General features: G+C 57.2%; 8 protein-coding genes. 4 read left to right on the forward strand and 4 right to left on the reverse strand.

The features are described from left to right. Positions 1-184 precede the first annotated feature (184 nt). From M8010_RS15055 to M8010_RS15070, 4 genes are all read left to right on the forward strand, one after another. Complete coding sequence (locus M8010_RS15055; RefSeq protein ID WP_250092933.1) at positions 185-2,425, forward strand: DUF1631 domain-containing protein; 2,241 nt, start codon at positions 185-187, stop codon at positions 2,423-2,425. A gap of 159 nt (positions 2,426-2,584) precedes the next feature. Continuing rightward, the gene (gene ampD / locus M8010_RS15060) at positions 2,585-3,163 is read left to right on the forward strand and encodes a 1,6-anhydro-N-acetylmuramyl-L-alanine amidase AmpD (protein ID WP_250093603.1); all 579 of its coding nucleotides are present in this window, start codon (positions 2,585-2,587) and stop codon (positions 3,161-3,163) included. Further along, positions 3,163-4,050, forward strand: coding sequence for a regulatory signaling modulator protein AmpE (gene ampE / locus M8010_RS15065; RefSeq protein WP_250092934.1), 888 nt, complete (start codon positions 3,163-3,165; stop codon positions 4,048-4,050). The genes ampD and ampE overlap by 1 nt, the downstream gene beginning before the upstream one ends. A 124-nt stretch (positions 4,051-4,174) precedes the next feature. After that, the gene (locus M8010_RS15070; protein WP_250092936.1) at positions 4,175-6,205 is read left to right on the forward strand and encodes a methyl-accepting chemotaxis protein; all 2,031 of its coding nucleotides are present in this window, start codon (positions 4,175-4,177) and stop codon (positions 6,203-6,205) included. Here M8010_RS15070 and M8010_RS15075 read toward each other — a convergent pair. From M8010_RS15075 to M8010_RS15090, 4 genes are all read right to left on the reverse strand, one after another. After that, entirely contained in the window at positions 6,195-7,142 is a 948-nt protein-coding gene (locus M8010_RS15075) for a ketopantoate reductase family protein (RefSeq protein WP_250092944.1), read from the reverse strand. The genes M8010_RS15070 and M8010_RS15075 overlap by 11 nt on opposite strands. 3 nt (positions 7,143-7,145) lie before the next feature. Then, positions 7,146-9,998: a valine--tRNA ligase gene (locus M8010_RS15080; RefSeq protein WP_250093089.1), complete on the reverse strand. Its 2,853-nt coding sequence runs from the start codon at positions 9,996-9,998 to the stop codon at positions 7,146-7,148. A gap of 455 nt (positions 9,999-10,453) precedes the next feature. Then, a complete protein-coding gene (locus M8010_RS15085; protein ID WP_250093091.1) occupies positions 10,454-10,927 on the reverse strand; it encodes a DNA polymerase III subunit chi in 474 nt (157 codons plus the stop codon). Next, positions 10,914-12,407, reverse strand: a complete 1,494-nt coding sequence (locus M8010_RS15090; RefSeq protein ID WP_250093098.1) for a leucyl aminopeptidase — start codon at positions 12,405-12,407, stop codon at positions 10,914-10,916. Before M8010_RS15090 ends, M8010_RS15085 begins: the two co-directional genes overlap by 14 nt. Positions 12,408-12,433: the final 26 nt, after the last annotated feature.

The following is a 12,433-nucleotide window of genomic DNA, read 5'->3' on the forward strand; positions in this document are numbered from 1 at the left end:
TTCGATACGGGCCGATGATTCTAAAGCCAGGCAAGGGATTCGCCAAACATAAGTAAGCCGGAATGCTAAACTGTGACCGCCATCACTTAAACACAAAAGGTGACAAAATCTGACACAAGGTGACGTGGGTAGAGCATAAGATGTGCAATAACACATCTCTCCAGTCAACGTCCGGAGTAGCCGAATGGCGCAGGATAACAAGGTTGTAAGTCTTAAAGCCCAGAAGTTGCCGGACAGGTTTTCCCTGCCGGGCTCTCTGGTGCGCCTGCGTGACGTATCCGGGCAGTCCCTGAAATCGATGATGTCCGGTTTTTTTGATAAGGCTGACGACGCGCTTTTCGAGCTGGCGGACAAAGCAGCTACCAATCAGGACCAGACTGCCTATTTTGATGCAATGCGGGAACTCAGGCTGCGTCGCAAAAACATGACGGTTTCGGTGCTGCAATACGTCAGCCGCGCATTCAATGAGATTGGCTCGTTCCGACCTGGTGCCGGCAGCGGCAGCCTTGACGAAGTTGACCAGGATTCTTTGGCCCTGGTGGATCACTCCGACCTGGAGCAGCAGGTAGCGATCGACAACCTCATCAACAAGCTACGCAATCAGCACGCCGAAGCAATCAGACTGCTGAATGTCCGGGTGTCGCACCTCGTATCGTCGGTAAAACTTGATGACAGCCAGATGCCACTTAGCCCGGAAGTCATCTGTGGGGGTGTCGCTGAGGCCTGTTCCGACCTGGAGATCGACATTCGCGCCAAACTGGTGGTGCTGAAGCTGTTTGATCGTCTGCTGGTCGGAGTTCTGGGCGATGTCTACAAAGATGCCAACAAAACGCTGATTGCTGAAGGCGTATTGCCAGACATGCGCCGTGCTCCGGTTGGTGGTCGTTCACCTTCCGGTAAATCGGCTCCGGCGCCCGAGCAGGGTGGTGGGGTGTTGTCGGCGCCCTCCGATAATGCTCATGCCACTTTTTCAGAACTCAGTGCGCTGCTACACCAGGGGCAGGGCCATAGCGATGCAGGCGGCATGCCATCCGCAGGGGCCGGATTGCTGGATACCAGTACCCTGATGTCACGGTTGAGCGACGTTCAGGCGCAATCAGTGCATTGGGGAGAGGGCGAAGTGGTGCCCTTATCCCAGCAACTGCAGCCGGTATTCAGGGCGGAAACAGGCGGAAGACTCAATGCCGGCCAGGTAGATAGCGATGTTATCAACCTTGTCTCCATGCTGTTCGATTTTATCCTTGAAGACCGTCAGCTCCACCCGGTCATGAAAGCGGTAATCGGCCGCTTGCAAATTCCGGTGTTGAAAGTGGCCCTGAGTGACAAGAATTTCTTCAATCGCGGCGGGCACCCGGTCAGGAAGCTTCTCAACGAACTGGCAATGTCCGCTATTGGCTGGACTGAGAAAAAAACGGGCCAGCGTGATCCTTTACGGGAAAAAATTGAATCTGTTGTTGATCGTGTGCTGAACGAATTTACCGACAACGTGGAGATATTCAGCGAGCTGCTCAGCGACTTTGGTCATTTCATGGATCTGGACCGCCGCCGGAGGGAGCTGGTGGAGCAGCGGCTCCGTGATGCTGAAGAGGGCCGGGCCAAACAGGAAAGGGCTTCGAAAGCTACGGAAGCGCTGCTGAACGAGCAGATGACCAGCCGGGACCTGCCGCCCCAGGTCGTCACCCTGTTGAACGAGGCCTGGTCCAAGTACCTGCAGTGGATCGTGTTGCGCGAGGGCGAAGACAGTGAGCGCTGGCAGGCAGCGACTGCATTGACTCGCCGATTGGTCTGGAGTGTCGATCCAAAGCCGATTGAAGACGATACCCGCAGCGAATTGCTACGGGCAATTCCCGGCATCGTGGATGGATTAAGGTCGGCATTACAGGAAATAGCCTGGGATCCGTTTGCGACCGACGCAGCCATTCGCGACCTTGAGCTGGCTCACGTTGACGTATTTCAGCGCCTAGTGACCACGTCCCGGCGCCCGGAGACGGTTGAAGAGCCGGAGCAGACAGCAGCGCCCGAGGCGGAGCCTCCTGTTATCGAGCCGGAAGACGCACAGCTTATCGAACCCGAGGAAGCTCAGCCGGCAGAAGCTGTAGTACAGACTCAGGAAATCATTGAACCGGCTCAGGCCGAAAGTCTCGATTTACAATGGCTGGACCGAGCCGACAGCCTTCGTGTCGGTTCCTGGATCGAACTGATCCGCGACAGTAGCAAGATCCGCTGCAAACTGGCGGCTTTTATCAAGGCGACCGGAAAATATATTTTTGTCAATCGCAGTGGTGCAAAAGTGGCGGAATACCAGCGTGAGGATCTGGCCTCAGCCCTGGCGGCGGAAGAAATCACCATGCTCGACGATGGCCTGATTTTCGACCGCGCCCTGGAGTCCATCATCGATAACCTGCGCAGCAGTCGCAAGGACTGACCGGCGACTGACTGGATAGCAAGGCGGGCCACTTTGTGCTTCAATCACAGGCACAAACGTAACAAAGGCGGATGGTTGTGGATCGTCCGCCGTCGGCTCGCTGGAAACACATTGTCTGAACAGAACGCATCCCGTTGTCCCCTTGACCCTGCTGATCACCTGGCTCACGAGCTACGCCTTACCGGGCGTGTAGCCGCGGCCCGATGGTGCCCGTCGCCCAATTTTGGCCCGCGGCCAGAAGGTGCTGCTATTTCCCTGCTGGTGGTACATAACATCAGTCTGCCGCCAGGGCAGTTTGGTGGCGATGCCATAGAGCAGTTTTTCTGCAATCAGCTTGATACCTCCGCGCACCCCTATTTTGAAACCATTGCCGAAATGAAAGTTTCTTCGCATTTGCTGATTCGCCGCGACGGTTCACCGGTACAGTTCGTTAGCCTCCTGGACAGGGCCTGGCATGCGGGCCGGTCCTGTTTTCGGGGTGAAGAGGAGTGCAACGACTTCTCGATAGGAATTGAACTCGAAGGTGCGGACGACATTCCCTACACCTCAGCCCAGTACAGAACTCTGGTAAACCTGTCGCAGCTGATCATGGCGGCCTGGCCGGAAATTGCCCCGGACAGAATTACCGGCCACAGTGATATTGCACCGGGCCGAAAAACCGACCCCGGCCCGGCGTTTGACTGGGCTCATTACCGGCAGATGCTGGATGCCCGGCAGCAATCAGGAGGGATGGGCTGATGGTACTGGTCGTGTTTTTACTCGCATACCTGACCAGGCGCAAGCTGGACGCGGCGAATGCCTGGTCCGGGGATTCTCTTTGGCGAGCTGCCTTTCGCGCAAACAGTAAAGTACCGGCCGGGAAAGAATCGGTGAAATGGAAGGGGCTGGTCATGGTTGCCGTGCCAGCTGCATTACTTGCTGCCGGGGAGTGGTACCTGGGGGAAGTGGGCTGGAGAATGGCCGCTTACCCTCTGGAATTTGTTCTTCTGGTCATGCTGATGGGGGCACCCGGGTGGCGGTCGCCGCTGGAAGCCTACAGTGCGTCCTGGGCCAGGGGAGACATGCAGGCTGCCTGGCATCATATCAAGGATTTTCTACCAGCCAGAGAGCGAGGTTCAGCCGTCTCTCCAGACGAAATGCACCTGATACTGTCACGCACGTTGATGGTCAATATTTTTGAGCGCTTCTTCCTGGTTGCCTTCTGGTATGTGGTTGGTGGCCCGGCAGCTGCATTTTTGGTACGCGGGGTTATCGCATTGCGTGATCACTGGCCGCAGGCCGCTGCCAGGCCTGGTTTTGCCATGCTGGCAGAGGTGCTGAACTGGTTGCCGAGTCGCATTCTGTCGTTCACGTTTGGCCTGGCCGGAGATCTTGCCGGCTGGATGAGCGAGGGGAAACGTGTTCTGGCCGGCCTGTCGCTGAAAACAGATCAGGTGTTGATGGCGGCGGCGAATGGCGCTTTGACGGGCTATGCGCTGGACCCGGGACGGTTTTCGCAGATCCACCCGGACGAGTGGGCAAATTATGGCCGTCGCAGTCTGGAGGCCACCCGCGACCTGTTGAACCGCAGCATGCTGGTATGGATCTGTGTGCTTGCTCTGCTGGTAATCGCGGGGGTTCTATAGCGTTGATGTTTTAACAAAAATTACATTTATACGCCGAAAAACACTCAAGTTTGTAGTACTTTAGTCGACAATATAAACAAATAGAATAACGTTTCTTTTTTCGACGCCTTGAGTGAGGGTAAATGTGAATCAGCTTATCAAGCCGGCAGTGTCGTTGATGAACCGGCTTCCGATGTTCTACAAATTCAGCCTGATCAGCATTCTGTTTCTGCTCCCCATTGTCGCTCTTTCCTGGCTGGTCATCAGTGAGCTCAACCGGTCGGTGGAAACCATGACCCGGGGTGTCGAAGGCCTGGAACAGCTTGAGAAAGTCGATTCACTGCTGCAGGCCTCACTGGACTACCGCGATTTCCGGGCACCCGGAAAGACCAAGGATAACGGCGAGCTGCTTTCCAGGTCGGATCAGTCGGGCCGGCAGATTGACCGCATTCTGGAGGAGCTGGCCGAAGCTGATGCAGAGTTTGATACCTCCGGCAATTGGGCTGAACAGGTTGCTATGCTGCGGGAAGAGTGGCAAACGCTGAAATCAACCGACAGCTATCAGGGCAATATTGATCCCCAGTTCAAGTATTACCAGGAGTTTGTGCAGAAGGTCCGTGCCATGCTCTCCGCAACCATTGAAATTTCCGGCCTGGGTCAGGACGCTTCGCGGGAAAACCTGCTGCTGCTTGGGCTTCTGCGTGAGGCTCTGCCAGATGCCGAAAGTATTATCGGACGGGCCCGATCGTTTGGCATTTTTGCACTGGTGGAAGGGCAGGTGGGTTACGGCCTCAGTGATGTGTTGAATGAAATCTACGACCAGCTGACCAACCGCGCTTCGCTTCTTGGTCCCGCGCTTGCAGTGGCAATCGATACATCGCCTGCACTGGCGGAAAAGTCCGGGAATGCCGCTAAAGGTATTAAGGGTAGCCTGATCGACATTCGGAATGAGCTCGATACGAATGTGATTACGCCCATGCGGCTGGAACTGCCATGGCAGGAATTCAATAGCACGGTTGAGAATCAGCTCGTTCATTACGAGACCCTGACCGCGGGTATATTCGATGTGGTCAGCGAAAACCTGAATGCACGTCTGAATGGCGAGATTCGTCAGCGCCAGTTCATTGTTGTCGCCCTTGTGATCGTGCTGCTGGTGGTGGTGTATCTCTACGTCGGTTTCTTCATGTCAGTACGCACCGCGATCAACCGGTTCAGCCAGGCGGCCCGTAACGTGGCGGCGGGCGATATGACGGCCCATATCGAACTGGATAACCGTGACGAGCTGGGTGAACTGACCACCGAGTTCAACAGCATGACAGACCGGATTGCCGAACTGATCCGGTCTGTCAGCACGACGACATCGGATGTGGATCGCCAGGCAATTCGGGTTAATGACACTGCCGCCGCCAACAGCGAGGCGGTAGCCCGTCAGATGGAGGAGTCCGGGCAGATTAACGAAGCCATGAGCCAGATGGTGGAGGCTGTCCATGAAGTGACAGAGAGTGCCCACAGGGTGGCTGACAGCGCCGGTGCGGCCGAGCAGGACACCGAGCAGGGACGCAAAGTGGTCGCCGATACCGTCGAAACCATTAACCGTCTTGCCACTGAAATTTCCGCTGCGGTTGGGGTAATAAACCGGGTTAACGCGGACAGCGACAACATCAGCCAGGTGTTAGTGGAAATCAAAGCGATTGCCGAGCAGACAAACCTGTTGGCCCTGAACGCCGCCATTGAGGCAGCCCGTGCCGGGGAGCAGGGCCGTGGGTTTGCCGTGGTTGCGGACGAGGTGCGTTCGTTGTCCCAGCGTACCCACAAGTCCACGGAAGAAATTGAAGGTATGATTTCCCGCCTGCAAAGCGGTGTCAAGGAAGCTGTTTCCGCCATGACCAACAGCCATGACGTGACTGAAGCTACCGTCAGGAAGTCCTCTGAGGTCACCGAGGCCCTGGACAGAATTGCCCAGGGAATCTCGACCATCGTGGATATGAGTCACCAGATTGCCCAGGCCGCAGAAGAGCAGTCTGCAGTAGCGAAAAACGTCAATACCAACGTTGAGCAGATTAGCGTGTTGGGCCATAAAACGGCAGAAAATGCCGAAGAGACACTGGCGTCTTCCCGTGAAATGTCTCAATTGACGGCCTCTCTGCAGCGGCTTGTGGAAGCCTTCAAGGTCTGATTGGTGATTGGGGTAGCTTTCGTACCTGATCCGTCAGCATCTGATTCACTGGCACGTCGATTCCCTGCGCCCGGCCCCGGCGCGCGATATAGCCGTTGATGAAATCAATTTCTGTGGGCCGGCCCTGTTGCCGGTCACTCAGCATGGAAGATGTGTTCTTTGCGGTAGTTCGGGCAACCGCTTCAATACGCTGACGAATGGTTTCGGGCGCCAATGGCCTGCAGCCTTCGGCGGCGAGGACAGCGGCCATTTCGGTGCACAGGGCGTCGATATGCTCAAGGTAGAGTTGCTGGTTCAGGATGTCGCCATTGCGGCAATTGAGAATCGCAGTAAAGGCGTTGATACCGGCATTGATCACCAACTTGTCCCAAAGTCTCTGGTGAATATCGGCTTCCGGGTGGATAGTCAGGCCACTGGTGGCGAGAGCCTGCACTGTCGGCGTTAAATGCGGCCTCGCCTTTTCTGTGATGGCGCCAACCCAGGTTTCTCCCTTGCCGGCGTGGACCGTATGGCCGGGCTTCGGGCGGTTAGCGCCTTCGGTTGTGCTGGCTGCCAGCACAGGGTGGTGTGGCCAGCGCTCTGCGACAGCCTGCTGATTACCCATGCCATTCTGAAATAGCACAATGGGCGTGTCCGGAGGAAGGTCGTGCAGATGCGGCTCCAATGCGCTCAAAGTGTCGCCTGCCTTGGTCGTTACCAGCAGCAGCGAGGGGTTTTCTTCGGGGTTGTTCAGCCATGGCACGGAAACGGGATGTACAGAACCATCGAATCGTTCGAGGTTATAGGCCAGTGGTTCTGCGGTGGAGCCGGGCCTGGGCACGAAGGCGACTTTACCGGTCGGTAAATAGCCCGCCCATAGTTGGCCAAGAGAACCAGCCCCGAGAATAGCGATGAGGCCATTCCCGGGTGGCTGTTGATTCTCCTTGCGCCCGTTCATGGACTACATGGCCTCGATGGCGACCCGCTGCTCGGTGAGACGGCTCATGCTGCCCTGGGCATCCCGGAGTTTTTCCTTCTCTTTTTCCACCACGTCGGCCGGGGCTTTGGCGGTGAACTTCTCATTGCCCAGCTTGCCTTCGAGCCGGCCAACTTCCTTCTGCAGTCGCTCGAGTTCCTTGTCCAGGCGTTTGAGTTCGGCATCCTTGTCAATCAGCCCGGCCATGGGTACCAGGACTTCCATCTCACCAACCAACTGTGTGGCAGACATGGGGGCCTCACCTTCGGTGAACCAGTCCACGGATTCCAGTTTCGCCAGGGATGCCAGGAACTGCCGGTTTTCATCCAGCCGCCGCTGGTCTTCCGTTTCCTTGCCGCGCAAAAGAACCGGAATGGCCTTGGCTGGGGAGATGTTCATCTCACCACGGATATTCCGAACCGCAACAATCACGCCTTTCAGCCATTCGATATCGGCGGCAACGTCAGGGTCCTGCTTGCTGGTATCCGGCTGGGGGAAGGGCTGCAGCATGATGCTATCCCCGGTCTTGCCAGCCAGCGGTGCGATACGCTGCCAGATTTCCTCGGTAATAAACGGCATGATCGGGTGTGCCAGGCGGAGCACCGCCTCGAGAACGCGAACCAGGGTGCGGCGGGTACCGCGCTTCGCCTCGGCACTGGCGTTGTCGTCACCCAGTACCGGCTTGGACAGCTCCAGGTACCAGTCGCAGTATTCGTTCCAGATAAACTCGTAGAGAGTATAGGCTGCCAGGTCGAAGCGATACTGGTCCAGATGGCGGATCACGTCCTGTTCGCAGGCCTGTAGTTCGCTGGTAATCCAGCGGTCTGCCAGGGATAGTTTCACCGGCTCATCGTTGACGCCACAATCTTCGCCCTCGGTGTTCATCAACACATAACGGGCAGCATTCCACAGCTTGTTGCAGAAATTGCGATAACCTTCCAGGCGCTTCATGTCCCAGTTGATGTCGCGGCCGGTGGTGGCCATGGCTGCCAGGGTAAACCGCAGTGCGTCGGTGCCATGGGCAGTGATGCCTTCCGGGAATTCCTTTTTCGTGCGCTTGCCGATTTTCTCGGCCAGCTTCGGCTGCATCAGGTTGCCGGTGCGTTTTTCCAGCAGATTTCCCAGGTCAATGCCGTCAATCATGTCCAGCGGATCAATCACATTGCCCTTGGACTTGGACATCTTGTCGCCGTGTTCATCGCGAATCAGACCGGTTACATAGACGGTCTTGAACGGTACCTGCGGGGTGCCGTCCTCGTTCTTCATGAAGTGCATGGTCATCATGATCATCCGGGCGACCCAGAAGAAGATGATGTCAAAACCGGTCACCAACACGTCGGTGGGGTGAAAGGTTTTCAGGCGCTCAGTGATCTCCGGCCAGCCCAGGGTGCCGAAGGTCCACAGGGCAGAGCTGAACCAGGTGTCGAGAACGTCATCGTCCTGGTTGAGTTGCAGGTCAGCAGCCAGGCCATGTTTCTGGCGCACCTCTTCTTCGCTGCGGCCGACGTAGATATTACCGTCGGCGTCGTACCACGCGGGAATGCGGTGGCCCCACCACAGCTGACGTGAGATACACCAGTCCTGGATGTCGCGCATCCAGGCGAAGTACATGTTCTCGTACTGCTTGGGGACGAACTGGATGCGACCATCTTCCACAGCTTCAATGGCGGGCTTGGCCAGAGTTTTGGCGTCTGCAAACCACTGATCCGTCAGCATGGGCTCGATGATCAGGCCGGAACGGTCGCCCCGGGGCACGTTCAACACGTGGTCTTCCACCTCGTGAACCAGGCCTTTTGCGTCCATGTCGGCCACGATCTGTTTGCGTGCGTCCTCACGGGTCAATCCGGCATAGGCGGCTGGCAGGCTGCCATCTACCTCGGTGTTTTCAGTGCCGTCGGCATTGACCACTTCGGCTGCGTCTCGAATGCTGGCGTCCTGGGTCATGACGTTCATCATTACCAGGTTGTTGCGCTTGCCCACGGCGTAGTCGTTGAAGTCGTGGGCCGGAGTGATTTTTACACAGCCACTGCCTTTTTCCGGATCGGCGTGGGTATCGGCAATGATGGGAATCCGGCGGCCTACCAGGGGCAGGTCCACGAATTTTCCGACCAGGTGCTGGTAGCGCTCATCATCCGGATGGACCGCCACGGCAGTGTCGCCCAGCATGGTTTCCGGGCGGGTGGTGGCGACCACGAGGTAATCTTGGCCGTCCTGAGTTTTCTCACCATCGGCCAAGGGGTAGCGCAGGTGCCAGAAAAAGCCCTTCTCCTCCTTGTTCTCCACTTCCAGATCGGAGATAGCGGTGTGCAGTTTCGGGTCCCAGTTGACCAGGCGCTTGCCGCGATAGACCAGGCCTTCATCGTACAGACGGATGAAGACTTCCTGCACCGCCTTGTAGAAGCCGTCGTCCATGGTGAAGCGTTCGTGGTCCCAGTCCACGGAGTTGCCCAGGCGGCGCATCTGGCCGGTGATGGTGCCGCCGGAGTGCTCTTTCCAGTCCCAGATGCGTTTGATGAATTCGTCCCGGCCCAGGTCGTAGCGGGTCTTGTCTTCTTCGGCGGCCAGTTTACGCTCGACCACCATCTGGGTTGCGATGCCGGCGTGGTCGCTGCCTACCTGCCAGAGGGTGTTGCGGCCCTGCATGCGTTTGAAGCGGGTGAGCGTGTCCATGATGGTGTGCTGGAACGCGTGGCCCATGTGCAGGCTGCCGGTGACGTTGGGCGGCGGAATGGCGATGCTGAATGACTCGCCTTCGCCGGAGGGGCGGAAGTACCCTTTGGATTCCCAGTTTTCGTACCACTGGCGCTCGATGTTTTCTGGCTGGTAGGTTTTTTCCATGGGTTTCTTCTGGTGACCGTTTGGTTGATTCGCAAGGGAAATTCGAGATGGGTGATTATACATGCTCACTTGGGTTGCGGCGAACCTTGGGAGGAGGGGTACGGGGATGGTTTATATTTCAGGCTGGAAAAGAACTCGCTGCGCTCAGACACCTTTTCCTGCCTGAAATATAAACCACCCCCATACCCTTATTAAGTCCGAGTTATCTCAACTGTGTTCAAAGGTCTCACTTGGGTTTGATTGTGAGTCTGCTTTGCATATCTAGGTTTCCAGACAAAACAGGGACAGACCTTGCGCTGCTCTGGAGATACCGGCTAGGCCCACAAGAGTGGGGTGGTGGTGTTATTTCCCGCCAGGAAAAGATGTCTGAGCGAAGCGAGTTCTTTTCCCAAGGGAAATAACATCACCACCCCGCTCCTCCGCCAAACGAGCAGTCCTACAAAAGGCTCAAATTCTCACCGCTTCCTCTGATCATGCACCCGAGGCTCAATCCCCAGCGCCCGCAATTGCTTGAAATGCGACCGCGCCTGCCCCAGCACAGACTCATCGTTATGGGCCACCAACGCCAACCGTTTGAACCGGTCTGCATCCGCCGGCAGCGTGGCCGACAGAATGATCACGGTGTCCCAGTCCTCAGCCACCGGTGGGCAAAGCAGTATGCCAACCGGGTCGGTGCAGGCGGTGGCGGAGTCAGGAACAATACTGTGGGGAATAAAGGCTTCCGGGCTGAAGTTCCAGAGCAGGTCGTCCAGTTCCTGGGCATGCTGCATGGTATCGCAGACGATGCCCACGCGGTCTCCCTGCTGTCTGGCCTTGGCGACCAGCCTGGCAGCGTGAAGGTTACGGGCAGAGGGAGCATTTTGGGAGAGGATGTGGAACCAGTAGGACTGGTTCCTTTCATCCTGTGAGCCGTTGTTACTTTCCGGCATGGGACATCAGGTAGTCGACCAGCAGGGGTACCGGGCGACCAGTGGAGCCTTTGGCCTTGCCGGAGTTCCAGGCGGTGCCGGCGATGTCCAGGTGCGCCCAGCGATAATCCTTGGCGAACCGTGACAGGAAGCAGGCGGCGGTGATGGAACCGGCCGGGCGACCGCCGATGTTCTGCATATCGGCGAAGTTACTGTCCAGCTGGCTCTGGTACTCATCCCAGAGTGGCAGGCGCCAGGCGCGATCGCCAGCCCGCTCGCCAGCGGCCAGAACTTCGTTGGCCAGCTCGTCATCATTGCTGAATACAGCGCTGGCCTGATGGCCGAGGGCGATAATGCAGGCGCCGGTCAGGGTTGCCATGTCCAGCACGGAGGCCGGGTTGTATCGCTTCACGTAGGTCAGTGCATCGCAGAGTACCAGGCGGCCTTCGGCGTCGGTGTTGAGGATTTCAACCGTTTGACCCGACATGGTAGTAACAATGTCGCCAGGGCGGGTTGCGCCGCCATCGGGCATGTTTTCGGCGGCGGCAATGACGGCCACAATGTTGATCTTGGGTTTCGTTTCAGCAATCACCTGCATGGTACCCAGTACACTGGCAGAGCCGCCCATGTCGTACTTCATTTCATCCATGCCTTCGCCGGGCTTGAGGCTGATGCCGCCAGTGTCAAAGGTGATGCCTTTGCCAACCAGTACGTGGGGTTTGTCTTTCGCTTTGCCGCCGCTGTATTCCATGATAATGAATCGAGGCGGCTGGGTGCTGCCCTGGCCAACGGCAAGAATGGTGTTCATGCCCAGCTTTTTCATCTGCTTCTCATCAAGAATTTCAGTCTTGATGCAGTCGTGTGCTTTTGCCAGTTTTTGCGCCTGCTCAGCCAGCCAGACCGGATGGCATATATTGGGAGGGGTGTTGCCCAGGTCACGGGTGAAGTTCATGCCGCGGCCGGTGGCCAGGCCGAGGTTGAACGCATCTTTCATTGCCTTGCCCGCGGAGGAGGCAGCAACAGTAATTTTTCCCAGTTTGCGATCTGACGGCTTTTCACTCTTGAATTCGGTGAAGCGGTAAAACTGCTCTTCCAGGGTGCGGCCAATGAGGCTGAGGCGTGCCGCTTCCGAGCCGGTAGCGTCATCGCCGGTTACGAGGGTGTCACCGAGGCCAACCAATACGTGTTTCGACGGGCCGTCCTTGATCTGGCCGGCCATGGCAATCAGTGCTTTGCGATAGTTGGCGGGAGTGCGGTCTTTGTCCGCTCCGGTGCCCACTACCAGCAGGCGTGCCCAGGGTTGGCCGTCAAGAGGCATTTGCAGGGTGGTTGCGTTTTTACCGGTGGCGTCCCCGTTTTTATGCAGGGTCTTGATCAGTCCGCCCAGGGCTTCGTTGGCCTGTGTGGTGGAGGCGGGCCAGTCGCCTTTTTCCGGCAGGGCGACAACAAGGCAATCCGCTTTGATATCGGAAATGGGCTTACTGCTCAGGGTAAAATTCATGGCAACTCCCGTTGATTGTACTGATG

The sequence above is a fragment of the Marinobacter sp. ATCH36 genome (assembly GCF_023555055.1).
Classification (GTDB): Bacteria; Pseudomonadota; Gammaproteobacteria; order Pseudomonadales; family Oleiphilaceae; genus Marinobacter.